Source organism: Aneurinibacillus aneurinilyticus ATCC 12856, from assembly GCF_000466385.1.
Taxonomy (GTDB): domain Bacteria; phylum Bacillota; class Bacilli; order Aneurinibacillales; family Aneurinibacillaceae; genus Aneurinibacillus; species Aneurinibacillus aneurinilyticus.
On sequence record NZ_KE952862.1, the window covers coordinates 51,665 to 75,173 of the forward strand.

The 23,509-nt window shown below is 45.9% G+C and carries 29 protein-coding genes; 8 read left to right on the forward strand and 21 right to left on the reverse strand.

What is annotated here, in order from left to right; all coding sequences use genetic code 11:
* Positions 1-194: 194 nt before the first annotated feature.
* The 7 genes from HMPREF0083_RS19585 to HMPREF0083_RS19615 all read right to left on the reverse strand — a co-directional run bounded on the left by HMPREF0083_RS19585 (position 195) and on the right by HMPREF0083_RS19615 (position 7,331).
* Positions 195-986 carry a DUF2797 domain-containing protein gene (locus HMPREF0083_RS19585; protein WP_021623438.1) on the reverse strand — a complete coding sequence of 264 codons (792 nt, stop codon included), beginning with the start codon at positions 984-986 and terminating at the stop codon, positions 195-197.
* Between the two features lie 25 nt (positions 987-1,011).
* Positions 1,012-1,758 (reverse strand): amino acid ABC transporter ATP-binding protein, encoded by a 747-nt coding sequence (locus tag HMPREF0083_RS19590; RefSeq protein WP_021623439.1) that lies wholly within the window; start codon positions 1,756-1,758, stop codon positions 1,012-1,014.
* 54 nt (positions 1,759-1,812) lie between these two features.
* Complete coding sequence (locus tag HMPREF0083_RS19595; RefSeq protein WP_021623440.1) at positions 1,813-3,000, reverse strand: MFS transporter; 1,188 nt, start codon at positions 2,998-3,000, stop codon at positions 1,813-1,815.
* A gap of 93 nt (positions 3,001-3,093) precedes the next feature.
* Positions 3,094-4,245: a GerAB/ArcD/ProY family transporter gene (locus HMPREF0083_RS19600; RefSeq protein ID WP_021623441.1), complete on the reverse strand. Its 1,152-nt coding sequence runs from the start codon at positions 4,243-4,245 to the stop codon at positions 3,094-3,096.
* Between the two features lie 13 nt (positions 4,246-4,258).
* Complete coding sequence (locus HMPREF0083_RS19605) at positions 4,259-4,501, reverse strand: hypothetical protein (RefSeq protein WP_021623442.1); 243 nt, start codon at positions 4,499-4,501, stop codon at positions 4,259-4,261.
* A complete protein-coding gene (locus HMPREF0083_RS19610) occupies positions 4,498-5,712 on the reverse strand; it encodes a Ger(x)C family spore germination protein (protein ID WP_021623443.1) in 1,215 nt (404 codons plus the stop codon). The genes HMPREF0083_RS19605 and HMPREF0083_RS19610 overlap by 4 nt, the downstream gene beginning before the upstream one ends.
* Positions 5,709-7,331 (reverse strand): spore germination protein, encoded by a 1,623-nt coding sequence (locus HMPREF0083_RS19615; RefSeq protein WP_167331589.1) that lies wholly within the window; start codon positions 7,329-7,331, stop codon positions 5,709-5,711. Before HMPREF0083_RS19615 ends, HMPREF0083_RS19610 begins: the two co-directional genes overlap by 4 nt.
* Before the next feature lie 432 nt (positions 7,332-7,763).
* Here HMPREF0083_RS19615 and proB point away from each other — a divergent pair, with 432 nt between their 5' ends.
* The 6 genes from proB to HMPREF0083_RS19645 all read left to right on the forward strand — a co-directional run bounded on the left by proB (position 7,764) and on the right by HMPREF0083_RS19645 (position 12,577).
* Positions 7,764-8,924 (forward strand): glutamate 5-kinase, encoded by a 1,161-nt coding sequence (gene proB / locus HMPREF0083_RS19620; protein WP_040304001.1) that lies wholly within the window; start codon positions 7,764-7,766, stop codon positions 8,922-8,924.
* Positions 8,921-10,168, forward strand: coding sequence for a glutamate-5-semialdehyde dehydrogenase (locus HMPREF0083_RS19625; protein ID WP_021623446.1), 1,248 nt, complete (start codon positions 8,921-8,923; stop codon positions 10,166-10,168). The genes proB and HMPREF0083_RS19625 overlap by 4 nt, the downstream gene beginning before the upstream one ends.
* Before the next feature lie 20 nt (positions 10,169-10,188).
* Entirely contained in the window at positions 10,189-11,016 is an 828-nt protein-coding gene (proC, locus tag HMPREF0083_RS19630) for a pyrroline-5-carboxylate reductase (RefSeq protein WP_370950878.1), read from the forward strand.
* Positions 11,017-11,049: 33 nt separating this feature from the next.
* The gene (locus HMPREF0083_RS19635; RefSeq protein WP_021623448.1) at positions 11,050-11,862 is read left to right on the forward strand and encodes an Asp23/Gls24 family envelope stress response protein; all 813 of its coding nucleotides are present in this window, start codon (positions 11,050-11,052) and stop codon (positions 11,860-11,862) included.
* A gap of 64 nt (positions 11,863-11,926) precedes the next feature.
* The gene (locus HMPREF0083_RS19640; RefSeq protein WP_021623449.1) at positions 11,927-12,220 is read left to right on the forward strand and encodes a hypothetical protein; all 294 of its coding nucleotides are present in this window, start codon (positions 11,927-11,929) and stop codon (positions 12,218-12,220) included.
* A gap of 12 nt (positions 12,221-12,232) precedes the next feature.
* Positions 12,233-12,577: a spore coat protein gene (locus HMPREF0083_RS19645; protein ID WP_021623450.1), complete on the forward strand. Its 345-nt coding sequence runs from the start codon at positions 12,233-12,235 to the stop codon at positions 12,575-12,577.
* Between the two features lie 181 nt (positions 12,578-12,758).
* Here the strand turns inward: HMPREF0083_RS19645 and HMPREF0083_RS19650 are convergent, their stop codons facing one another.
* A complete protein-coding gene (locus tag HMPREF0083_RS19650) occupies positions 12,759-13,028 on the reverse strand; it encodes a DUF2573 family protein (protein ID WP_040303970.1) in 270 nt (89 codons plus the stop codon).
* A gap of 345 nt (positions 13,029-13,373) precedes the next feature.
* Here HMPREF0083_RS19650 and HMPREF0083_RS19655 point away from each other — a divergent pair, with 345 nt between their 5' ends.
* Positions 13,374-13,718 carry a DUF1811 family protein gene (locus tag HMPREF0083_RS19655; RefSeq protein ID WP_051354731.1) on the forward strand — a complete coding sequence of 115 codons (345 nt, stop codon included), beginning with the start codon at positions 13,374-13,376 and terminating at the stop codon, positions 13,716-13,718.
* Here the strand turns inward: HMPREF0083_RS19655 and HMPREF0083_RS19660 are convergent.
* From HMPREF0083_RS19660 to HMPREF0083_RS19685, 8 genes are all read right to left on the reverse strand, one after another.
* Complete coding sequence (locus HMPREF0083_RS19660; RefSeq protein WP_021623455.1) at positions 13,715-14,257, reverse strand: GNAT family N-acetyltransferase; 543 nt, start codon at positions 14,255-14,257, stop codon at positions 13,715-13,717. The two genes, HMPREF0083_RS19655 and HMPREF0083_RS19660, sit on opposite strands and share 4 nt — an antisense overlap.
* A 112-nt stretch (positions 14,258-14,369) precedes the next feature.
* Entirely contained in the window at positions 14,370-14,750 is a 381-nt protein-coding gene (locus HMPREF0083_RS19665) for a hypothetical protein (RefSeq protein WP_051354732.1), read from the reverse strand.
* Between the two features lie 69 nt (positions 14,751-14,819).
* Positions 14,820-15,023, reverse strand: coding sequence for a hypothetical protein (locus HMPREF0083_RS19670; RefSeq protein WP_040303972.1), 204 nt, complete (start codon positions 15,021-15,023; stop codon positions 14,820-14,822).
* 81 nt (positions 15,024-15,104) lie between these two features.
* A complete protein-coding gene (locus tag HMPREF0083_RS28275; protein WP_021623459.1) occupies positions 15,105-15,251 on the reverse strand; it encodes a hypothetical protein in 147 nt (48 codons plus the stop codon).
* Between the two features lie 87 nt (positions 15,252-15,338).
* Positions 15,339-16,277: a 4-hydroxy-3-methylbut-2-enyl diphosphate reductase gene (locus HMPREF0083_RS19675; protein ID WP_021623460.1), complete on the reverse strand. Its 939-nt coding sequence runs from the start codon at positions 16,275-16,277 to the stop codon at positions 15,339-15,341.
* Positions 16,278-16,333: 56 nt separating this feature from the next.
* Positions 16,334-16,606, reverse strand: coding sequence for a YciI family protein (locus HMPREF0083_RS19680; RefSeq protein ID WP_021623461.1), 273 nt, complete (start codon positions 16,604-16,606; stop codon positions 16,334-16,336).
* 254 nt (positions 16,607-16,860) lie between these two features.
* Positions 16,861-17,022: a DUF2759 domain-containing protein gene (locus HMPREF0083_RS28280; RefSeq protein ID WP_240961311.1), complete on the reverse strand. Its 162-nt coding sequence runs from the start codon at positions 17,020-17,022 to the stop codon at positions 16,861-16,863.
* A 117-nt stretch (positions 17,023-17,139) separates the two neighbouring features.
* Positions 17,140-17,796: a YigZ family protein gene (locus HMPREF0083_RS19685; protein ID WP_040303974.1), complete on the reverse strand. Its 657-nt coding sequence runs from the start codon at positions 17,794-17,796 to the stop codon at positions 17,140-17,142.
* A 179-nt stretch (positions 17,797-17,975) separates the two neighbouring features.
* Between HMPREF0083_RS19685 and cls the strand changes: the two genes are divergently transcribed.
* The gene (cls, locus tag HMPREF0083_RS19690; protein ID WP_021623464.1) at positions 17,976-19,502 is read left to right on the forward strand and encodes a cardiolipin synthase; all 1,527 of its coding nucleotides are present in this window, start codon (positions 17,976-17,978) and stop codon (positions 19,500-19,502) included.
* Between the two features lie 75 nt (positions 19,503-19,577).
* On the opposite strand, the gene HMPREF0083_RS19695 is transcribed toward cls, so the two are convergent.
* The 5 genes from HMPREF0083_RS19695 to HMPREF0083_RS19715 all read right to left on the reverse strand — a co-directional run bounded on the left by HMPREF0083_RS19695 (position 19,578) and on the right by HMPREF0083_RS19715 (position 23,476).
* On the reverse strand, positions 19,578-19,892 hold the full coding sequence (locus HMPREF0083_RS19695) for a helix-turn-helix domain-containing protein (protein ID WP_021623465.1): 315 nt from the start codon (positions 19,890-19,892) through the stop codon (positions 19,578-19,580).
* Between the two features lie 151 nt (positions 19,893-20,043).
* A complete protein-coding gene (locus HMPREF0083_RS19700; protein WP_021623467.1) occupies positions 20,044-20,787 on the reverse strand; it encodes a DUF4230 domain-containing protein in 744 nt (247 codons plus the stop codon).
* Between the two features lie 147 nt (positions 20,788-20,934).
* The gene (gene cbiB, locus HMPREF0083_RS19705) at positions 20,935-21,903 is read right to left on the reverse strand and encodes an adenosylcobinamide-phosphate synthase CbiB (RefSeq protein ID WP_021623468.1); all 969 of its coding nucleotides are present in this window, start codon (positions 21,901-21,903) and stop codon (positions 20,935-20,937) included.
* Entirely contained in the window at positions 21,903-22,610 is a 708-nt protein-coding gene (locus HMPREF0083_RS19710; RefSeq protein WP_021623469.1) for an adenosylcobinamide amidohydrolase, read from the reverse strand. Before HMPREF0083_RS19710 ends, cbiB begins: the two co-directional genes overlap by 1 nt.
* Positions 22,607-23,476 carry a GHMP family kinase ATP-binding protein gene (locus HMPREF0083_RS19715; protein ID WP_021623470.1) on the reverse strand — a complete coding sequence of 290 codons (870 nt, stop codon included), beginning with the start codon at positions 23,474-23,476 and terminating at the stop codon, positions 22,607-22,609. Before HMPREF0083_RS19715 ends, HMPREF0083_RS19710 begins: the two co-directional genes overlap by 4 nt.
* Positions 23,477-23,509: the final 33 nt, after the last annotated feature.

The window sequence follows — 23,509 nt, forward strand, 5'->3', positions numbered from 1 at the left end:
TGATATTTTAACAGGGTAACGTGGTTGGAAGGAGGAGGTTCGGAAAAAAATAACGCCCCCTTCGAAAAAGAAGGCAGGCGTAACACATCCCAGCATAATACTATGCGTATTGTACCGCCGCATTTCTTATTTCCCGAAAGTATGATCGACACCACAAACGAATACCTGTTCACTTTATTTATTTGTTTCTCATTTCATTCGCTAATTTCGACTTGATAGCCGCAATACTTGCGTATATTAAGTACGCCGTTTTCAAAGATAAAGTATTGTCCCTTAATTCCAAGCAGCCGATCCTCAACTATAGGCTGCTTGTCCAGATTGTACGCTTTCACCTTTTGTATACGCTCCAGGGAAGGATACACAAATTCCATCCACTCATCCTCTCTGAGAATATACTGCTTATACTCCTCAGGGAAGTACCCGTAAATCTCCTCGCGTAATTCGAGTAAATCCACTAGCTCTACCTCACCTTTGAGCATTTTACGCCAATCCGTTTTGTCAGCCACATATTGTGTTAAATACACTTCAAGCTCTCCCGCGATTTTTCGCGTCGGAACCTCAGCAATTGGAATAGCTCGCACTGCGCCTTGATCAACCCAGCGCTTTTTTTCGTTGTTTTTCCGTGTCAATCCCACCTTAATCCCGCTGCTAAGCGCAAGATACACATAGTGCGGAATCATGCAATATGCCTCACCCCATTCGGGATCACGACATGTTCCCAAATGATAATGACATTCATGCGGTTTAACAATGCACAAATCATTCTCAGGCAATCGGGTAAAACAAGGATAACAATACCCACTGTTGTACGTTTTCTTGATGCTTCGTCCACAATGAACACACTCTATACGTCCAAGCTTAGCAATACGTACTATCCTCCCGATCCATTCATTAACCGGAATCGCTTCTTCATCAAGCTTCAATCTATACTGCACAGGGTCTTCATATTGATGAACAAATCCCTGAATAAATCCTGTATGTTTCACACTATTCTCCTCTGCCTATATGTTACTAGCGGACTTCTTCCGGAATATCAATTACTTTACGCAGGAACTCGCGCGTCCGCTCATTCTTCGGATTCGTGAACATATCTTCCGGCTTTCCTTCTTCCATAATAATGCCCTGATCCATAAAGATAACACGATCACATACATCTCGGGCAAATCCCATCTCATGTGTAACGACTACCATTGTCATTCCTTCCTGCGCCAGTTCTTTCATGACAGCAAGCACTTCACCGACCAATTCCGGGTCGAGCGCAGACGTTGGCTCATCAAACAGCATAATTTTCGGATTCATCGCCAAGGCACGTGCGATAGCCACACGTTGCATCTGACCGCCAGATAACTTTTCAGGATATACATCCGCCTTATCGCGCAACCCTACCTTTTCTAACAAACGCAATGCTTTTTCATGCGCCTGTGCCGGGTTTTCTTTCAATACTTTCAATGGAGCCAGCATAACATTCTCCACTACAGTCTTATGCGGGAACAGGTTGAAGCGCTGAAATACCATGCCCACTTCCGTGCGCACCTGATTGATGTTGATTTTCGGATTGGATAAATCATGTCCATTAATAATGATTTGTCCGCTTGTTAATTCTTCCAGGCCATTCATACAGCGCAAAAACGTACTTTTTCCCGAACCGGAAGGGCCGATAACGCTGACAACTTCTTTCTCATTAATAACACAGTCAATACCTTTTAATACCTCTAGTGAACCATAGTATTTATGCAAATCTTTAACCTGGATAATCACAATTTTTTCCCCTTTCCGACTGCTCTCTATCCTTTTTATTTTAAGGAAAAAACATTAATTTGTAAAATGAATTAACGAGGATTCTTCCTGCTGTTTCGCTCGCTGGAAGAAGAATCCGCAAATCGTAAATAATAGAAACATGCCTCCAAGAAAATAAAACATGCTTCCCGGAGCAACATATTGAATTCCAAGACCTCCAAGATTCGGGCCGACAATGCTTCCTACACTGAAATTAATGGAAGCAATAATATTAGCTGCCGGCAGAGATGCTTTAGGCACAAGATCAGCAATATATGCCAAGCCAAGTGAATAAAAGGATCCCACCAGTCCTCCTGCGATAATGAATGCTACAAATACACCCCATACATGGGCCCCGAACAACGGAACGACCAGAAAAGTCAAAGCGCCTAAAAATCCGGATAACATTAACACCGGCTTACGTCCGATGCGATCGCTCCACATCCCAAGCGGCAACTGGAGAATCAGGCTTCCGATGCCAATAGCAGGCAGCAAGAATGACACCCAGCCCTCACTTATGCCCATGCGCAAACCATATACTGGAAAGTTGCTATTTATGGATGCTTCCATATACCCGTACAGGAATGAAGGAATAAGAGCAAACCATGCGATTTGTGCCGCTCCCACATACCGTCTCTTCGCAGAAGGACTCTTCTCTTCCTGCACAGGATATTCATGCGGTAATCTCAAAAGCAGGAAAAACGCCAAAGCGAACAAAATGCTGACAGTCACAAATGGAACCCACATTCCGTATGGCAAAAGCTTGATTCCTAATGGCCCAACGCTAAATCCGATGGCATAGGACATACCATAAATAGCGATATGCCGTCCCCGCTTTCCGGCCGGACTGCTTGACGTAATCCATAGTTGAGACGCATAGTGAAGAGCGCTGTCCCCCATTCCGACAAGCATGCGTAATACAAACCAGAATGCGAGATTCTGCCACAAAGGAAATAGTACCGTTGCCACAGTTACCAGTACAACACCAATTGTAATGACCCGCTTATACCCAAGCTTCTGCACCGGTTTTTCAATCACCAGCATTGTAAGGAAAGTGCCGATATATAAAGCAGCAGCGTTCAGCCCGTTCGCACCAGACGACACTCCCGCTTTTTCTAAAATAATGGCTAACAGCGGAAGCAGCAGCCCCTGACTAAGCCCAGCAATAATAACTACCAGAATAAGAATGAAAAATCGGTAATTCGCCGACACATATCTTGCCATTTTCCACGCCCCACATAAAAAGAATAGATGGATAGTTCACCTATCCCGATCCAACGTCTATTGTACTGTACACAAAACAAAAAGGCGACGAAATTAATTCGTCGCCTTCCCGTCGGCAAGCTCCCCTGTGTTGTTAGCTGCGCTATTTGATGGGCTATCCTGTATCTTGCCGAACCGAATGCGGCTGACTATCAGCAATAATAAAGGAAGCAGCAAAGTAAAAATAGGAGAGGTTATCGTACGAATTTGGGTGATATACATATTAAAGTCTAGGCTGCTTTTAATTACTCCTTTTGCCAGCCCCACAGTCAAGAAACACAGTGGAAGCACAAGCGGACTTACACTCTTTATGCCGGTCAAATGGGCAACCCCGTGTGTCAACACATAAAACATGACAATAAACTCCAGCAAAACAACCATAATGTAAATGCCAAGGAATAAAATATCAACTCGCTCCACGAATTCTCCGATTTTCACGAAGCGAATCGCTTCAATATACGGATAGCTGGAAGCCGCTGCCGTTCCTTGCCCCAATACACCGATCGATACGATGACCCGATAGGTCAGATATACCCCGCCCAACACAACAGCAAGGTATGGAAGCCATGCTTTTCCTTTTTCCTTTTTTAAATAGGGAAAAAAACCAAGAAAAAAAATCAGTTCTCCTAAAGGAAATACATACTGAAGGTAGGATGCGAACAAAATCTCTCCAGTCGGACGATCCCAGAAGGGCAAAACATTATACAGTTTGAACTGTCCAACAAGCAGAATATTTACAAATATCAGCAGGAATAAATAGAATGGAAAGGCAATCTGGGCAAATCTGACGATAGCTTCCATTCCACGGTATACCGCATAAGCCGCTACAAGCACTACCCCGATAATATATATTTGTTCTGACAGTTCTGGAGTCAGTACCGAGACAATAAACTCGGCAAATTGTCTGGCAGACATGACTGCCACTTCAAGGGTGAACCAAATATAGAGCAAACTAACGAATTTCCCCGGCCATTTTCCAAGAATGTCCTCCGCATATTCGAACAAAATTTTACGGGGATGACGTTCCTGCAGCTTCAAAAAGAGATAGAGGGTAAACAAACCAGGGAGAATGGCAAATAGATTGGAAAACCCTCCATCCTGTGCCCCATAAATAAAATCAAAATTCGTATTGCTCGATGTGGCTGTCAGATAAATAAGCATAATAATAAAAAGCTGGCCTACAGAAATTCGTCCCTTTTCATACATATATACTATCCCCCTATAATTCAACGCCAAAAATCGTAGCAATCATCATACGGGCGAACGGACCGGTAATCTGCTGCAATCCATGCAGCAGAACTCCGGACTTCCGCAAAATGTTCGATACAAACAGAAAATAGCAGGCCAGCCCGCTTATGGCCGTGAAAACAACAAGCTCTCTCCATTCCTTCTGTCGACCGAATATCCAAATTCTTATCCCGACATAAACCAAAAACAAGATTAAAGTAAGGGTAAGGATCATCGTGCCTCACCCGCTTTCGCCTGATTAATCATACCTGAACGCAAATTCGTCCAATGAATCGAAATATGCACCGGAATGTTTGGGTATATCTCTCGCCAATGCTGTTTATGTTCACGCCAATACTTTTTATGCTGACGATGAATAATGGAGCTGAACTCGAAAATATCAACTTTTTCCTTTTGCATTTTGGCAAGTAACTTTTTCATATCTCCAACGATTTTATTCTGGATTCTTCTTTCCAGCTCTATAACCGTGTTCTCCTTTCCAATATCGACATGTGCCCCTGATTCCAAAATCGTTCCCTGTACAAATAAATCGATCATAATTTTCGGACGTCCATTTTCGATTACTGATTTTATTTTGCGGTTGTCTATCTTTATTTGAACGGCCGTGTCGAATTTTCGTTCCGATTTTTTGTCCAGAAGAACGGAATAGACGAACTCAGGCTCTTGCTTTGAAAACTTCTGGAACATCCTGAGCGCACGAACATCTTTCTTATCCAGCACATTATTGTATATAGGATCACGTGGATTAAAGGAATTAAGCACGACTGCATCCTCAATGATGATTTTATCTTTTTTGTCTTTGCCCTTTATTTTTTTAACCTGCCCAGTAACGAAACCTATATATGGGTTCGCATAATTATTAATTAAGTCTCGCTGCGATACGACAACCGTTCTCCCCCATTCGCCCTGGTTATTAATAATGCCAACCAGCTCGTAGCCCATCATGACTTCGCTATTGGGCTGTGCTGTTACGATATCTTCTGCAGCACCTTTTGATATGAGTACCCAGCTTGAATACCGGATCTCACGGTTACGCGCGAAAAAATCGATGACTTCACGCATCACATGCTGTTTTACCAACGTTTCTCCGAAGATAATCACTCTGCTATAAAACCAAACCAGCTTACCAGAGGTTTGAGCACGCAGATTTTTGGAAGCCTCCATAATCGTATCCCCGGTCGCACGTGCAGTATAAACGGATTCAGGCTTTACCGCAGCCCCCTTCTCCCGTGACGGCTTTACGGATTGGATGGTGATAATAAACTTCTTATGTTTTGGGTCATAATCTACGCCAGTCAACATGACTACATTCAGCTGATTTAATTCCCGGACCGCGATGCCCCCCTCCGCTGTACCACAGCCTTGTAGAAGAGGCAATAAAAGAAGGGCGACCAACAAAAGCGGCTTCCATCTTTTCTGCATCATCGGTCTCCTCCTTGCTGCTGTGGCGGATTGGCTGGCACAGCCGAACGTTTCAAATCTTTCTTTTGAAGATATTCCTGCCGCCATTTGCGCATCGGATATGGCAGCACGAAAATTTCACTTCCCCATGTGCGTCCATGCATCGGAGCAATCGGTGACATATACGGCACACCGAACGTTCGCATGCTACACATATGGATACCGAGCGCAACCAGCGCAATCGCAATGCCAAACAATCCGAATCCCGCAGCAATAAGCATCATTGGAAAACGAAGCAACCGCGTAGACATAGACATATTGAAGGATGGAACGGTAAACGAAGCAATGCCTGTAAATGCCACGACAATGACCATCGACTGCGAAATAATTCCGGCCTCAACCACAGCCTGACCGACGACAAGCGCACCAACGATACTGACCGCAGAACCTACTGGACGAGGCAGGCGCACCCCTGCCTCACGTAATACTTCAAACGAGATTTCCATAATCAGCGCTTCAATGAGAGCGGGAAACGGGACACCGGCCCGTGCCGAAATAACCGTTAGCAACAGCGGGGTCGGTATCAGTTCCTGATGGAACGTCGTTATCGCAATATAGAAAGAAGGGCCGAGCAACGCGATAAGAAAAGTCATCATACGTAAAATACGAATGGCTGTAGAAAAGTAGAAGCGTTGATAAAAATCTTCACTCGCCTGCATAAAGTCATAAAATACGGATGGAACGATAAGCACAAACGGCGTCCCATCGATAATGATAGCAACTCTCCCTTCCGCAAGAGCAGAAGCTACTTTATCAGGCCGTTCTGTTGACAAAATTTGTGGAAAAGGCGAATACACGCTATCTTCAATCAACTCTTCCAGCTGTGCGCTCTCCAGCAAAATATCAACATTTACTCTTTGTAGCCGTTGACGTACAGCATCCAATACGTCTTCCGTTACCAGTTCGCGCATATACATAAAACAGACCATCGTCTGGCTGCGCTGTCCAATTTTTATCATTTCAGACTTTAACTCCGGAGTACGTAGACGTTTGCGAATCAACGCTGTATTTCCCTGCAAAGTTTCTGTAAAGCCTTCGCGCGGACCACGCACCAGCGGCTCGGCTTCCGGCTCCGATACAGAGCGCGTGGGATATCCCGGTGTCACTACAGCAAGCGCCTGAGTCATATGTTCCACATGAACAACAGTGCAGCCTGCGGTAATCATTTCAACCGCCGTTTTCAAATTATCGACCGGTATTATTTTCTTTGCGGTAATCACTTGATCTTCGACATGCTCAAAGAAAGATTCGGGTCCCATTTTTAACAAAGGGCGAATGATATGTAGATCAACAACCGTCTCATTCACTAAATCATCAAGAAAAAGCACCACACCTTCCGGAACCTGTGCGGCATCATCTTCCCTGGCGTTCGGAAACGTAAGAAGATGGGGAACGAATACATCGACATCTTTAAATATCACTTTTAAGCGCTCTACATTAACAGAAGTTATCGGGTCGATTCCGATTTTTTCAAGCGGCCTGTTTTTCAGTACGTCTTCATCCGGCTGCTCTTGTTCCTGCCCCTTTTCCCGTTCTATTTCATGCAAGTTTTTTGCTCGTTTTGGCTTTTTAAATTCTCCCATTCCTATCACCCGCTTCATATAGAGAATCTCTAGTAGGTTGTGCAGGAATAGGCAAAATATACAATCTGCAATTTTTTGCAGTCTCCTTGACAATTGTGTAAAGGTTCTTCATAATAAAGTGAAATTAACGTCGTGATAGCAACAGAACATGTTGATGGGGAATAGTACGGTAGCAGCCTGCGTTCAGAGAGCAAATCATCTCGCTGCGAGATTTGCCGCGTGGTTTGCCGGAACCCACCCCGGAGTGCCAGGGATGACCTGGCCAGGGTCCCTCTCCCTGTTATCAACGAGGCAAGCGGGCATGTGCAAAATCTGCGCATCGCCAATGAAGGTGGTACCGCGGAAGCTAAGCCTTTCGTCCTTTTTATAGGGACGGAAGGCTTTTTTATTTTTTGGAAAACAAGGAAAGGCAGAGAGGCGGAGATTGGATTTATGGATACGAAAAAAAAACATCGGATAGTAGTGAAAATCGGTAGCAGTTCGCTGACAAATCCGACCGGAGGGTTGTCCCGAGACAAACTGGGAGAACATGTATCTGCACTGGCCGCGTTGCGTGAAGCCGGACACGAGGTCATTCTCGTATCATCCGGCGCCGTGGCGGCTGGTTTTACATCACTCGGTTATCCATCCCGGCCCGTTACACTTGAAGGGAAGCAATCAGCTGCTGCAGTCGGCCAGGGTCTCCTCATTCAGGCTTACAATGATGAACTGCGAACGTACGACTTGACCGGTGCGCAGATTCTGTTAACACGGGACGATTTCTCCAAGCGAAATCGATACCACAATGCTCATCGCACACTTAACGAACTGCTAAAACGTGGCGTACTGCCCATTGTTAATGAAAACGACTGCGTGGCAGTTGATGAGCTTACGTTCGGCGACAATGATATGCTTTCCGCACTTGTAGCCGGATTTGTACGTGCTGACGATTTAATTATTCTTACCGACACGGACGGATTGTACGATGCAGACCCGCGCTCCAATCCGCATGCCAAGAAATTCACGCTAATTGAAGACATTACACCGGACATTGAGGCACTTGCCGGCGGTGCTGGCAGCCAGGTCGGAACCGGAGGCATGCGCTCTAAAATTAATGCTGCCAAGTTCGCGCTCTCACTCGGCATTGACGTCTTTATCGGCACGGGTACAGGGGCCGACAAATTGCTTGATACTCTCAATGGCAAAGGCGCAGGAACATACTTCCGCAATCAGATGAAAGCCCCGCTCAAAGCCCACAAGCAATGGATTGCCTTCCACGCCGAAAGCGACGGGCGCATCGAAGTTGACGCAGGTGCAGCACACGCCCTCCTGCATGAGGGTAAAAGCCTGCTTCCATCCGGAATTACGAATGTAGCCGGTGAATTTATGGCAGGTCAAGTAGTTGAAGTGACGGATACAACAGGCCGCCTGCTGGGCAAAGGAGAAGTTAACTACTCTTCAGCGCAATTGGAGCAAGCAAAAGGAGAATCCACCGCATTTTGTCGCGAAAAACTGGGAATCCATCGCGTCGAAGCGGTGCATCGGGACAACTGGGTAACGCTAAATATTGAAGAAATAAACAAACAGGACCACAAGGAGGAGATTATGCAATGACCTTATTAGAGAAAGCAAAGTTAGCTAAACAAGCGGCAGCACAGATGTTGACCCTCACGACCGAGGAAAAAAACAAGGCCCTTTTGACAATGGCCGATGCACTGGAAAACAATATATCATGCATTCTTGAAGCGAATGCTAAAGACATTGAAGCTGCGAAACAAGCAAATGTAACAGATGCTTTAATTGACCGCTTGGCTCTGTCAGAAGCCCGCATTCACGATATGGCCGAAGGACTCCGCCAGGTCGTTGAACTTGAAGATCCGATTGGTGAGGTTCTCGAAGCCTGGGATCGCCCGAACGGACTTCATATTACCAAGGTTCGCGTTCCGCTCGGTGTTATCGGCATGATTTATGAGGCACGCCCGAACGTAACAGTAGATGCGACCGGACTTTGCCTAAAAGCAGGCAACACCGTTTTGTTACGGGGAAGCTCTTCCGCCCTCTCTTCCAATCAAATGCTTGTAAAAATCCTGCGTGAAGCATTAACGCATACAAAAGTACCGGAGGAAGCCGTACAGCTGTTGGAAGAAGGTACGCGTGAAGAAGTTAACAAAATGCTGAAAATGAATGATTATCTCGATGTGCTGATTCCGCGCGGCGGAGCCGGACTCATCCGCTCTGTAGTCGAGAACGCTTCCGTTCCGGTTCTTGAAACCGGCGCAGGCAACTGCCACGTGTATGTAGATGAGTCAGCTAAACCAGATATGGCCCGCGATATTGTTGTAAATGCAAAAACACACCGGCCAGCAGTATGTAATGCAGCCGAAACATTGCTTGTACATGAGTCCTGGGCTAGAGAGCATCTAGTCACCCTGCTCACAGCACTTAAGGAAAAGAATGTAGAACTGCGGGGCTGTGAACGCACCCGCAAGCTCGCTGAAGATATTAGCATTGCAGAGGCGACAGAAGAAGACTGGGGCAATGAGTATCTCGGTTATACGATGGCGGTAGCTATAGTTGATTCGACAGACGATGCCATCGATCACATCAACCGCTACAGCACAAAACATTCCGAGGCGATTGTGACCGACTCGGAGGAAAATGCACGTAATTTCCAGAAACGCGTCGATTCTGCGGCGGTATATCATAATGCATCGACCCGTTTTACGGACGGTTTTGAATTCGGATTTGGTGCTGAAATCGGCATTAGCACACAGAAGCTTCATGCACGCGGACCGATGGGTCTGCCGGCTCTGACTTCTTTCAAGTATGTTATTTACGGTACAGGGCAAATTCGATAAAGGGGAGAAAATATATGTCCATCCTGCAGAATAAAACAATTTGCTTTCTTGGTGCGGGTTCGATGGCAGAAGCCATGATCTCCGGTCTCGTGGATAAAAAATTACTTCCTGCCGAACAGATTTACGCCGTGAGTCGCAGCGGTTCTCGGGCTCAAGAGCTTGCCAAACACTACGGTATCGTCACACCAGCAAAGGAAGAGGCCATATCTAAAGCAGACATTATCATATTAGCGGTAAAGCCGAAAGACATCGAAGAAGCAATTATCGGCATACGGTCGATGACTTCTTCCCGCCAGTTGTTTATTTCCGTTCTGGCCGGTACATCTACAGACTATATCACAAACCTGCTTGGTCACTCGGCCGCCGTTATTCGCACCATGCCGAATACATCGGCTGCGGTTGGGCTTTCGGCAACAGCGCTTGCTCCAGGCGCATATGCGACAGACGCGGATATGGAAGTTGCTCTGCAAATTTTTAAAGCTATCGGTATTGTGGAGACAGTAAAAGAAGAAGCACTGCATGCCGTAACAGGACTTTCCGGGAGTGGGCCAGCTTATGTATACTATTTGGTAGAAGCAATGGAACAAGCAGCACGAGAGATTGGGCTTGAAGGAGATACGGCTCGCCGTCTGATTCTACAGACGATTATTGGCGCGGCCCACATGCTTCGCGATCGTGGTGAAGAACCATCTGCACTGCGTAAGCAGGTAACAAGCCCGGGAGGAACGACCGCAGCTGGTATCGCGGTGCTTGAAGAGCACGGGTTTCAGGATGCTATACTCGCCTGCATTAAACAAGCGGTCGCCCGTTCGGAAGAAATGGGAAAACAATCGCTTTCCACCTCTTAACCGTCGCTTCGAATCCGGCAAAGGAGACAGGATATGGACGTTTTTGCACTGTATGGCCCCAGTGGCACAGGGAAGAGCACAAACGCGCTTGAACTGGCGCATAAGTATAAAATTAATGCAATCATTGATGATGGTCTGCTTATTTATAATGGGCGCAAAGTAGCGGGCACATCTGCAAAGTATGAACGCACTACAGTGCAGGCCGTCAAGCGGGCTATCTTCTTCTACGAAGATCATGCGGCAGAGATAAAACAGGCAATTCGTGATTTTAGCATCGAGCGAATTCTTCTGCTCGGCACGTCGCAAAAGATGGTCAACCGCATTGCGGATGCCTTGGAAATCGCGCCGATTACTACGTATATCTCAATTGAAGACATTCGCTCCTCAAGCGAAATCAAGGCCGCACTTTATACCCGGCGTACATCCGGTAAGCATGTTATCCCGATCCCATATATTCAGGTTGAACAGGATTTCTTCCGCCGCCTCATTGCACAAGGGAAGAAAATCTTTTCTTCCAAAAAAGAAATTATCGGCGAAACAACCATCGTTCAGCCTGATTTCGGGGGAGGAAGAATGCACGTGACGGAGCATGTACTACGCAAGCTGGTCATGCTAAGCTGCAACGATATGCCGGAGGTAGAGAACATAACTAAAATCAGTGTAACGTTAAATGATCTGCCTTCCGTCTCATTGGAAGTCTACCTTAACGTGAAACGCGGAACGTCTTTGCCATATGTGGCACAAGAAATAAGACATCGTGTGTACAATTCGTATATACAGCACCTTAACATCGAATTGCATAAAATTCATATTCATATTGGTAAATTAGCTATGACCGGCGCCTGAATGCGCCGGCTTTTTTTGTGCAAAATATACACGTACCAATCTATAATTGAAGGGAGATTTTCGCATGCAACAACAAATGGCCGGGCAAGCTCAATCACAGCAGCCCGCAATGATGACACCACCTACCGTCATAACAGTCAAAGATACGTATTATGTAAAAGATCAAATGAGCTGGCTGCTCGTAGCGATGAAGAAATGCAGTCACTATGCTCAGGAATGTACCGATCCGAAAGTAAAACAAATCATCGACCGCGCCGGACAAATGCACCAACGCCATTACAATACCCTGCTTCAACACTGCCAAAACGATAATACTTCTGCAATGAATACTATACCCGGCAGTACGTCGGCCCAATAAGGAGGAAGCATCATGCCAAACAATAAAATCTCGAATCCGACTTCTCCCGCTCAAAATCAGGCCCAACAAACTCCGCAAATGACCGATCGTGATCGCCTGACTGACGTTTTGGCAACAGAGAAATATTTAACTGACGGGTTTAATATCGCAACGCGTGAAGCCAGCCATGACGCCTTGCACCGGGATGTGCTAACGTGTCTGACCGAGACGCATCAATGCGCACGTGACATTTACAATCTAATGTTCCAGGAGGGCTGGTATACACTGGAGGCGGAAGACCAACAGAAGCTTACCCAGACATACCAGCAATTCAGCGGATACACGGCACAGTTCCCATACTCAGGAAAAGTACAATAAGAGAAATTCGCCGACGTTTTCACACACTCCACAGGGATAAAGAACTTGGCTGGTGCCAAGCAAATTTTTCGAGTGATCCGCTTGAAAGAAAGTAGATGCTATTTTCTTCTTTTACAGCAACATCTACTTTGCTTATCCATAAAAAAGAGGCACAGACGTTCATATTCGTCTGTGCCTTTGCTTATTCCGTTTCCTCTTTTTGTTTCTTTTCTGTGTTCCATCGCTTTACTTGTTCAAACAATTCACGAAGCTGTGTCTTCTCTTCCGGATGTTCGCTCGTCCAGTGCTGCACAAGCGGCGGCATCGTTTTCAGCATATGATTATACAACGCCCATACTTTTATCATCTCGACTCTTTCTTCATCCGCTTTCCCTGTCAAAAATTCCGTAAAGCTGTACACCAGACTGTCAATATCAGGTAACTTCCCTTTCTTGCTGTTTGCTTCATCCATCTGCCATCCCTCCATCTGCCTTCTTTTTCATTATGAGCTGATTCCGCCTTGGAGTTCAAATTATGATATGCAATCGATATGCTATACTATATAAATGACACTTGATATTTTGACACGGTAGCGTGGTTGGAAGGAGGAGATTCGGAAAAAAGAAAAAGGTGGATGCGCCCTGCGCTCCGGCAGTTCCCGCCCACCGCCCCTCCTGCTTTTCTTATCTCCCATCACAAACATGTGTCGATTTATCAAATCAGATGTATATATGCAAAGAATCACGCATGAAGAAGATAGGGTAAACTCCCTTTTTCTTTCAAGCTCATATTTTTGTAGAAAGAAGGCATGCAATTTATGATGCGATACAGCGATATGTCAAAAGAAGAACTACAGGCCGAAATGCAGCGGCTACGTGGCGAAAGCATGAAAAAATACCAGGCCGGTTACATCTCTGAGGCATCGGTGCTGGAATCCAAATTCTTCATGGCCCGCTCATACCTGCTAAAGCTGGATGATTTCATGAGCGGACAGGAATACGGTGTCGTCGGCTACGATGAACCATTCTTCGTACGGTATTTTAACGGAATTATGGCATGGGGTCACTTCCGTTCATCAGATGAGGAAAAAGCATTTCCAATCGGCCGACTTGAAGAAATCGGACCCTCCTGCGCTTCCGGTGGAGGATGCTGCGGTGCCTAGCTCTGCCGCCACTCATTCTTCAACAGGCCATATACGATATGGTTCACATAATGGTCATACAGCCATTCTCCCTGGCGAATTTGTCCTTCCTGTGTAAACCCGAGCCGCTCCGGTATGGCGCGGCTCTTTTCATTTTCTACTGCACACTGGATTTCCACCCGGTTCAGCCCCAATTCTTCAAATATATAATCAATTAACCGGCTTACCGCAGCTGTCATTATGCCCTTTCCCTGTGCCTGTTCTATCATCCAATATCCAATACTCGTACGGTGGTTGACCCAATCAAGATAATGCAGGCCAACAATACCAACAATCTTCCCGTCATACCATAATGTATAGTCTGTGCCATTGTTTATAAGTCTGCGTTGTATGCTGACTGTAATAAATGTTTCCACATCGGTAACGCTCCGGTTTGCATCAATCCATCCCAGAAATCGGCGCAAATGCTCACGATTGCCGTTAATTAACGCATATAACATCGGCGCATCCCTCATCTCTACCTCACGAAGTACTACTTTTTCATTCACATACAACTCCATAGCTCCGCTCCTCTCCTTCCAATATCCCGAGTATATCTCTTTTTATGTATAATCACACTAAAATTAAACGAAAAAGCGTTCCTTTTCCATTCTAAAAGGAACGCTTTACCATTCATTCATTCAACAGCGTAACGCTCTCCACAGCCCAAATACCGGTTGTTCCCCTGCGAACAGGCTGGTACAGCTCAATGAGAAACAAACAGGAACCATGTTGAGCTTTGACCTGCGCACGATTCAAACCGGAGTCGTAATCAAGACGATAGCTTTCGAAGCGAAAAACATCAGCAACATCAAAGCCAAGTTCCTCTATCCCAACCTTTCGGGCCGTCTCCACCGGATTCAAACGCCATGGCTTCGCTCCTCTATCAGCAAGCTGCTGAATGGCCAGAAAGTCTTCCGAAACACTCACATGGCCTTGCCGCACTCCGCCACATGGATCCCTCGGCTTACGCCAATTCCCCGCTCCAAACCTGAACAGCTTCTTTTTCAGCATCCATATCACCTTTTTGAACAGTGTATGCATGCTGAAAAAGCAGGGTGTACAACACAAAAAAGCTCGCCATTAAATGGCGAGCGCAGACTCAAACGGGCTGGCTACGATACGTCCTCGCTGTACCTGGCGGTGAAACGCGTCCTTCTCGATAACAAATCCTTCATTTGAACCTTCATAGCGACAAGCGAAAAATAAACGATCCATCTCTTCTACCATGAATGGTTTTTTTTCCCGAGCCAGACGATATTGGCGACCGGCATGCTTCTGTATCACAACAATTTCACTCCTAATCCGTTTTTTGTTATCTGTATCATAACACATTCTGTCGTAATACAGCAAGCTATTTTTTGAAAATTATTGTAATACAGCAAATTTTCGTTTCATGAACCATGTAACAAGTGCCTGAGGAACCAGCCCAAGCAAAGTTAACCCGCCAAAAAACGTACACATCCGTAAAACTCCATACGCATCCGCCAGCATTCCCCAGAATGGCTTTACCATGCTTTATTCTCCCTTCCTTAAAAAAATAGAAGAGGCTGCCCCAAAGCAGAATTTTGGAGACAGCCTCTGTGTTATATTCACCTTTTCTTATGCTTTATACGCCGGCAGAATCTTCTGCGGATTTACTGTGCGTTTCTTATCCCATGTGTCTGGCTTTGCTGGATCATATTGTTCGAGGAATCTAATGACTTCTTTTGTTAACGGCGTCGGCGTAGACGCTCCAGACGTTACCGCGACCTTCCTTCGGTTTTTGAGCCACTCTATATTCAACTCGCTTAAATCACCAATGCGATAGGCTGGCACTCCTGCAATTTCCTCGGCCACCTGCGCGAGGCGGTTGGAGTTATTGCTACGCGGATCGCCTACAACCAGAAGCAGATCCGCCTCTCCTGCCTGCTCTGCTACTGCTTCCTGACGCACCTGAGTCGCCATGCAAATCTCGTTATGCACTTCACAGCGCGGATACTTGCGAATAACTTTATTCATGATATGTTTAATGTCCCATTGGCTCATGGTCGTCTGATTTGTCACGATGAGCTTATCGTGAGGCAAATCCAATCGATCCACATCATCCTCAGACTCAATGAGGTGCACATGGGCCGGTGCTACCCCTATTGCTCCCTCAGGCTCTGGATGACCCTTCTTACCAATATAAATAATATGATATCCTCGGGCAACGCTCTCCCGAATCAAATCATGCGTTTTCGTCACATCAGGACATGTAGCATCTACAACGGTTAAACCCTTGGCCCGTGCTCTTTCCTTTACCTCCGGCGATACGCCGTGTGCAGTGAAAATCACCGTACCCTCTTCTATTTTCTCAAGCATATCCATACGATTCGGACCATCCAGCGTAATGATGCCCTGCTCCTCAAATGCCTTTACCACATGACTGTTATGCACAATCATACCGAGAATATAAATGGGCCGGGGAAACTCGAAGTTCTGCGCTGTCTTCTGCGCCAGCACCATAGCATCCACGACACCGTAGCAATAGCCGCGGGGTGAGATTTTGATGACTTCCATATTGTATATTGCCTCCCCACTATCGGATTCAGGCGCTTATATACGCGCCGATTCCATTATAACTCAAGCGGCAAGGTAAGCGCACCCCATTCACGCAATTCAAGAGTACGGGCACCTTCAACTACTACCGGATCGTTCTGTGCCAGATCCAGCGCTTCTTCATATGTATCTGCAATATAGATAACCATTCCGCCTTTTCCATCCGTAAACGGACCTGCAGCCATAATTTTACCCGCATGATACAGTTTATTGATATAAGCCAGATGGGCAGGGCGGTGCTGTGTGTTCTTCTCCTGATCAATAATAGGCAAAAATGCAACGTACTTCATAAATGCATGTCTCCTTTTACATGATGAATTTATACATATAAGAAAAACTCGCAGGCATTGCCGCTCCACTCACTCTACGGGACAGAAGCAGCGTTTGGCATACGCCTCGCGAGTTTTTCAAGTGATACGATTCGGAAGAAAACAGGTGTGGCTTTCCTATTTCACAGTCACGTCTACTTTCTTCTCCATCAAAAAAGGGTCGTCCTATTGTCCAACCCTTTTTTTGGCATTCACATCTCCAGTTCGTTTAACTCCTAAGGAACAGCAAATCCAGTCGCTACAATTAAAACGTCAGCGAATATGCAAACTAACAGCGCGACACCTGTGAAGGCCATCGCAAACTTGTTCTTCTGCTTTGCTACGTTTCGAAGACCCCATGCAACAAAGATAGTGAACACAAACATAAGAATGTTCATTAACATATCCCCTCAACTCCTCCCATATAAAGCTGAAGTTATAATTCCAAAACACCTTTTATTTTACCAAAGTCAGACAATAGCTGGCAAATAAAGTTTATGTCTTTTTGTTCACTTCTATTCGTCCTCGTCTATCCCCGTCTCCTGTTCACGCTCAATATAAACCAGATCTCCTCCTGTCCATTCTGCCTGTCCACTCGTCAGATTAGTCATCAATTGTTTTAAAGGCTCTTCCAGCCCCTCTTCTTCGCCAACTGTAACTGTAACCTTGTCCAAATATTGAATACCAACAATCTGATATCCCTGAGCATTCAGCTCATTTTCCACTTTCCCCAGAAATGTATAATCGAATGAAAAATGATGCTCACGCGTTAGAATCCTCTCGACTACACCTGCGGCACGCACACCTGCACTGGCTGACTTGCCATACGCCCGAATCAGCCCTCCGGCCCCAAGCTTAATACCCCCAAAGTAACGTGTAACTACAATAGCGGTATCTTTCAATCCTTTTTTCTTAATCACTTCAAGAATGGGTTTGCCTGCCGTACCGCTCGGCTCTCCATCATCGTCCATCTTCTGGAATTGATCGTTTTCACCTACGATATAAGCAGAACAATTATGAGTAGCATCCCAGTGCTTCTTTTTGATTTCCTGTATGAAAGCGACCGCTTCCTCCTGCGTCTCGACTCGTTTGACGTAGCTAATAAAACGTGAGCGGTTAATTTCTATCTCCGTTTCCCCTTCTGGTCGCACTGTTAAATATCGTTGTAGCACCTACACCACTCCTTCTACATCACATGTAACATTTACAAAAGCACTTATAAAATGCATATAATAAGAATCTTAGTATGACTCTAATTGAACATGGGCCTATTTTTATAGTACGGGATATAATAATATGATAGCTATATGGAAATTTTACTTTATGATATCATACGTAAGGTTGGTGTACGATGACATGGATGTTATTTGACGGGTCGATCCCATCGGCGGTTTCGTTTGTTACTGCTCCGAATGAAAGCGCCGCTTCCTTCTGGCGGACAATTGAACCGTATCTTACTTTTTTATTCTCGCTGTCCGTCTTTCTTATCGCATTTCTTATTGTACTTGAAAACCGGAACCCATCCCGGACAGTAGCGTGGCTTATTATTCTTAATTTTCTTCCGATCGTCGGATTCATTTTCTACATGCTATTAGGACGAAATGTACGTAAACGCAAACTGTTTCGCCATAAATTCATCAGCAATGCAGAAGTGCTAAAGAAACTGGAAACAGCCCCTTCCGGCATGCTTGATGAAAACGATTTCTGGCAATACCCTCACCTCGCTTCCAAGAGAAGATTACTGAACTTAATGGTAAACGTATCCCAGTCACCCTTCACCCTACGGAACCGCAGTAAGATTCTCACGAATGGCGATGAGACGTTTCGTCAGATGATCCAGGACATGTCGGAGGCAAAGCACCATATTCATTTCCAGTTTTATATTATTCGCCATGATACAACCGGGCAACAGTTCAAACAAGTACTCATCGATAAAGCCCGTGAAGGAGTTAAAGTACGGGTCATTTATGATGGGGTGGGCAGCGTACGGCTTGATAAGCGATATATTGCCGAACTAAAGAAAGCAGGTGTTGAAGTCGTTACATTCTTCCCTGTTATCCTTCCGTTTCTAAACAATAAGCTTAATTATCGCAATCACAGGAAAATCGTAATTATCGACGGAAAAATTGGGTTCGTAGGCGGATTAAATATTGGAGACGAATATCTGGGCAAAGACACAAGATATGGATTTTGGCGTGATTCCCATGTGCGGCTTGAAGGCGAATCCGTGTACTTACTGCAAAATATTTTTCTAAAAGATTGGTTCTTCGTTACAGATGAGAATATCGAGGGAGATTCTTATTATCCGTCATTAATCGAAGAACCCGGCGAAGAACTAATACAAATTGCTTCCAGCGGACCGGACTCCGACTGGGAATCCATCTGGCAGATGTACTTCTCCATCATCGCTACGGCACAGGAGAAGATTTATATCACATCACCTTATTTCGTTCCAGACGACTCGATTAGCATGGCGCTGAAAACCGCTGCACTAAGCGGATTGGATGTACGTATTCTGCTTCCAAGCCGACCGGACCATCAAACGGTGTTCTGGGCGTCTCGCTCCTACTTTCAGGAGCTGCTTGAAGCGGGGGTACGCTTCTATTTATACCAGCCCGGATTCGTGCACGCCAAAATTCTGCTGGTCGATGGTGTAGTGGCTTCCATTGGCACGGCGAACATGGATATCCGCAGCTTTCAGCACAACTTCGAGGTGAATGCCATTATCTACAACAGCAATTCTGTCTATAAGCTGGAAGATGACTTCATTAACGACCTTATGGACAGCAAGGAACTTACATTGAAAGAATACAAGTGCAGGCCCTGGCATCACCGTATTCTTGAATCAGTCGCCCGTCTACTGTCACCCCTCCTTTAAGCCAGCGCAAAAAGAAGAGGCGGAAATATTCCTGCCTCTTCTTTGAACATTACGGATGAAAACCTCCAATCACGCTTACCTTGCTACCGAATAACTGGGGGACTTACCGCGTCCCAGGTGCTTCAGCGGAAGTATTTCATACTTATTCTTGTTCTGATATTTGTGTATCCTAATAAGCTCTTTTTCCTCTAGGCTCTTTATCTTCTTCTCTACGGTGTTTTTGTTCATATTGCACATTGAAGCGATTTTGCGAATAGAAGGAACGAATCCGCCTTCGCTGCGCTGGACAATTTGCAGCAAGAATACATAAATCATAAACTCAAACGGATCAAGACCTAATGAAAACAAATCATTATTAGGCGTTTGAAGCATCCCATTCAATATATCCATCCTGTCACCTCTCTTTATCCGTATTCATTACCTCTATTATTTCTGATTTGTACTCCTAATTTCAAGCTTTGAACAGTTTCCACAATATAACAATTGCAGAAAAGCCATTCCCTCTCTTGCAGGAACAGCTTTGTTAACATTTTGTAACAATTTATTTAAAGGCCACATTGACGCTATATCCGACCGGTTTGTATATCTGCTGAAGCACTCGCACAGCACGATCTTCCGCTGTCTGCAGAATGCCACTTTCCTTCGCTTCCTGACGAAGCTGTTCGCGTGCCTTGGTTAAGAATTCTCGCTGTTCCTCAGGCGTCATGCCCTTACGGAAGATTTCCTCATCGGAGAATACTTTTACCTTATCAATATCGATGTTCGGTTCCTGTAGAAAATCAGCGCGAGGCAATGTAATTGTAATCTGCTTGCTTTGTTTATCAATCGCGATATCAGACGGGGATACTTTTTTTAAATCAATACCAACAAGAACTTTTGCTGGTACATCAATGTGAAAGAATCGTTTTGTTCCCGGTAGCTCGATGTTATAAATCCGGTAAGCGTCTTCTCCCTCCAATGTAGTCATCATCACCGCTTCCGCTGTTGTTAGATAGGATAAATCGCGGATTTCCTGTACGACTGTCTGTCCCGTAACCTTCGGCGCTCCGAACCACTCACTCCCTGCCCAGGCACCGACACCGAGTACTGTAACGCCCAAGACGACAGCAACTATCAGATTTCTTGTCTTCTTTATCCAGCGCAGCCGCGGAAACGTAAAACGGAATGTTTTCTTTTTTTTCTCTGCTTGTTCCGTCTCCGCATATGGCAACCGGTAAATGGTTGCGCCCCTATGTTTACGCTCTTCATTACGACCCGGCCGCAGCATTTCGTCTTTGTTGTTCACCGTTTCTCCTCCTACTTTATATACCTCTTAGTGATGTAAGTTCCTTTTCACACTAATTGGACGCCAGAATGACAAAAAAGTCGCTAGGCAAAAAGAGCGACTTTTCCTGGAAATAGCGAAGATTAATTACAATGAATGGAGCTATGCTTATATACAATATATCGACTCTATTAATAGTATACCAGTCAGACAAGCCAACAGGAAGAAAAAAGAAACCCAGTGCATAATAGTAACCGTTTTTTTAATATCTTTCGGAACAATCGGCCGAAGCTCATCTCCCATTTTTGCACGGTTGGAAGGTATGCCCTGGTAATAATTCGTACCGCCAAGCTGAATCCCCAATGCTCCTGCTACGCCAGCTTCGGTAAATCCGCTGTTCGGACTTGGATGGCGTCTTGCATCACGTAAAATGATCATAGCGCAACGCCGCCAGTCCAGCCGAAGTATCCAGCTTACAAAAACAAGCAGCAGCGCGGATAAGCGGGCGGGTATATAGTTGGCAACATCATCAAAGCGTGCTGAAGCCCAGCCTAAATTATGATACTTTTCATTTTTATAGCCGACCATGGAATCAAGCGTATTAGCCGCACGGTATGCCATAGCCAGAGGCGCTCCCCCGATGGCGGCATAAAATAACGGGGAGATAATCGCATCTACAATATTCTCTGCCACTGTTTCCACAGCTCCCCGTGAAACCTCCCTATCACTGAGAAATGCCGTATCACGGCCCACTACCATCGAAAGCGCGTGGCGGGCATCCTCGATTTTCTCCTGCCTTAGCAAACGATAAATATCCATACCGGCTTCCGCCAGCCCTTTGGTGGCGATGGTGGTGGAGATAAGCCATGCTTCCACTCCCCATGCCAGCCATGGATGAACCTTGTACAAGAGCGCAAGCAATGTCCAAACAACCGCAAAGCTTCCGGCCACAAGTACGATTGGAAACAACAATCCGGCACGTTTTAGCCCTTCCTCCTGAACCCTGCTTCTAATCTTCCCTTCCAGCCACGTAATGACCCGGCCCATATAAACCACCGGATGCGTCAGCCAGCGCGGGTCGCCGATAATACGATCGATAATATAGGCGGCGAGCAGAACATATACACGTGTAAGCATTATGCTTCCCCCTGTGTAACGATGGCCTCATGAACTGCTTCGTATACAAGACGGCCAATCGCATTTCCGATTGTCGTCGCTGCTCCGGCAAACTGATGAGGCTCTTCATACTTCAGGTTCTGACTGGAAGCGAGAACGATTGAATCTGTTGTTGTTCCGGTAGCCACATCTCCATCCTCATCAATAATGCCCGTATCCTGCAAAGCGGCTGCTTTCGCTTCGGTAGCCGTAATAATACCGTTGATCATCGCGGATGGTGTTAGATAAGCGTCCATAAGAAGAAAAATATTGATGGTCCCGCACTGATAAGCAGAGAACGTCTCTCTTGCTTTTCCTGCCCGTGCACTATTTCGCGTACCGGCTGTAGCGCAGCATATCATTCGGTAACGGTCACCCGCCTCTTCTTTAATGGCAGCGTGTGTAATTTTGGCTGCGGTCTGTAAACCAACGGAAGCAGTAACCGGATAGCTCCATGCTGCCAATTGGTCCCTCATCATAAGCACCGGGTCTTCACAGCGATAAGTCAATGGCACTTTCCAATTGATAAAATGAGTAGCCTGCACATGTCCGCCTCCCCATAGCGCGCTACTCACTGTATTAAGCGGTGCATTTGCCCGCAATAAAAGATGGTCTTCCCGAAAGTCGATGCAAATGTCCGACCAGACAGTGGAAGTATAGGATACACCTAGGCGAAACGGCTGACTCATACAGTAATTCCTTTCTGATGTCTGGCGACGGCGAATTCATAAATAGAACGATGCCACTCCTTCATCCGCTGACGAAGCATAGCAATCTGACGGGCGCAAGCAGGGGAGCTAGCATCCAGCAGAATTCCTGCCAGCGTTCCGCTGTGTGCCACAACGACTCCAAGCCCTCCCATTTCTTCGCAAAGCGCTTTCAATCGAGCAAAATCTGGATGGGGCAATCTCTTCTGATGCAGTTCAGCGCTGCGGGTTGCCACATAACCAATAAGCTCGCTATCTCCTAGCCGAAAAGCTTCCTGAAGGTTCAGCAAAAGCCGATCATACTCTTTTTCTTCCTGTGGAGTATACAGTTCCTGACACTTATTGAATGAAACAGTATCCACTTTGCCGCCCCTATCTACACCAATGATATGCAGCGGCGGCAATTGACCAAGACTGCTCAGCACCTGTCCTTGATGATGCTGATAGGCAACTACCTCCTCATACATAATCCCGTCGGTAGGCTCGACCTGAACGAGCAACGATGAGATGTGCTGCGGCAGCAAACGCAGTTTATACGCTTTTGATATCGCCCTACAGGCAGCTACCATATCCGCTGTACTGGTAGCAAACCCTTTGCCCTCTGGTAATGACTTGTCTAGCAATAAAGTGCCATGAAACGAAATTTTATAATCGCTCATCAGTCGGCGTAAGATGCGGCGCACTTTAATCTTTTGCGGCGAGGTAAGCAACTCGCCGGAAGCGGACGGATAAAATGTCGCGTTCACATAGCTGGCGACAGGCAACGAAACCAGGAACGGCGTGCCGTTCCTTTGTCCCTGCAACAGCTCGCCAAACGTATGACACGCTGTGCCCGTAGTTGCTTTCATGTTTTTCTCCTCTTTTCCTATCCGTATTCCTAT

Bases quoted from the DNA above. Each gene is read 5' to 3' on its own strand.
- HMPREF0083_RS19595 (WP_021623440.1), bottom strand. From the start codon at position 3,000: ATGGCAAGATATGTGTCGGCGAATTACCGATTTTTCATTCTTATTCTG.
- HMPREF0083_RS19600 (WP_021623441.1), bottom strand. From the start codon at position 4,245: ATGTATGAAAAGGGACGAATTTCTGTAGGCCAGCTTTTTATTATTATG.
- HMPREF0083_RS19605 (WP_021623442.1), bottom strand. From the start codon at position 4,501: ATGATCCTTACCCTTACTTTAATCTTGTTTTTGGTTTATGTCGGGATA.
- HMPREF0083_RS19610 (WP_021623443.1), bottom strand. From the start codon at position 5,712: ATGATGCAGAAAAGATGGAAGCCGCTTTTGTTGGTCGCCCTTCTTTTA.
- HMPREF0083_RS19615 (WP_167331589.1), bottom strand. From the start codon at position 7,331: ATGGGAGAATTTAAAAAGCCAAAACGAGCAAAAAACTTGCATGAAATA.
- proB (WP_040304001.1), top strand. From the start codon at position 7,764: ATGGATACGAAAAAAAAACATCGGATAGTAGTGAAAATCGGTAGCAGT.
- HMPREF0083_RS19625 (WP_021623446.1), top strand. From the start codon at position 8,921: ATGACCTTATTAGAGAAAGCAAAGTTAGCTAAACAAGCGGCAGCACAG.
- HMPREF0083_RS19635 (WP_021623448.1), top strand. From the start codon at position 11,050: ATGGACGTTTTTGCACTGTATGGCCCCAGTGGCACAGGGAAGAGCACA.
- HMPREF0083_RS19640 (WP_021623449.1), top strand. From the start codon at position 11,927: ATGCAACAACAAATGGCCGGGCAAGCTCAATCACAGCAGCCCGCAATG.
- HMPREF0083_RS19645 (WP_021623450.1), top strand. From the start codon at position 12,233: ATGCCAAACAATAAAATCTCGAATCCGACTTCTCCCGCTCAAAATCAG.
- HMPREF0083_RS19650 (WP_040303970.1), bottom strand. From the start codon at position 13,028: ATGGATGAAGCAAACAGCAAGAAAGGGAAGTTACCTGATATTGACAGT.
- HMPREF0083_RS19655 (WP_051354731.1), top strand. From the start codon at position 13,374: ATGATGCGATACAGCGATATGTCAAAAGAAGAACTACAGGCCGAAATG.
- HMPREF0083_RS19660 (WP_021623455.1), bottom strand. From the start codon at position 14,257: ATGGAGTTGTATGTGAATGAAAAAGTAGTACTTCGTGAGGTAGAGATG.
- HMPREF0083_RS19665 (WP_051354732.1), bottom strand. From the start codon at position 14,750: ATGCTGAAAAAGAAGCTGTTCAGGTTTGGAGCGGGGAATTGGCGTAAG.
- HMPREF0083_RS28275 (WP_021623459.1), bottom strand. From the start codon at position 15,251: ATGGTAAAGCCATTCTGGGGAATGCTGGCGGATGCGTATGGAGTTTTA.
- HMPREF0083_RS19675 (WP_021623460.1), bottom strand. From the start codon at position 16,277: ATGGAAGTCATCAAAATCTCACCCCGCGGCTATTGCTACGGTGTCGTG.
- HMPREF0083_RS19680 (WP_021623461.1), bottom strand. From the start codon at position 16,606: ATGAAGTACGTTGCATTTTTGCCTATTATTGATCAGGAGAAGAACACA.
- HMPREF0083_RS28280 (WP_240961311.1), bottom strand. From the start codon at position 17,022: ATGAACATTCTTATGTTTGTGTTCACTATCTTTGTTGCATGGGGTCTT.
- cls (WP_021623464.1), top strand. From the start codon at position 17,976: ATGACATGGATGTTATTTGACGGGTCGATCCCATCGGCGGTTTCGTTT.
- HMPREF0083_RS19695 (WP_021623465.1), bottom strand. From the start codon at position 19,892: ATGGATATATTGAATGGGATGCTTCAAACGCCTAATAATGATTTGTTT.
- cbiB (WP_021623468.1), bottom strand. From the start codon at position 21,903: ATGCTTACACGTGTATATGTTCTGCTCGCCGCCTATATTATCGATCGT.
- HMPREF0083_RS19710 (WP_021623469.1), bottom strand. From the start codon at position 22,610: ATGAGTCAGCCGTTTCGCCTAGGTGTATCCTATACTTCCACTGTCTGG.
- HMPREF0083_RS19715 (WP_021623470.1), bottom strand. From the start codon at position 23,476: ATGAAAGCAACTACGGGCACAGCGTGTCATACGTTTGGCGAGCTGTTG.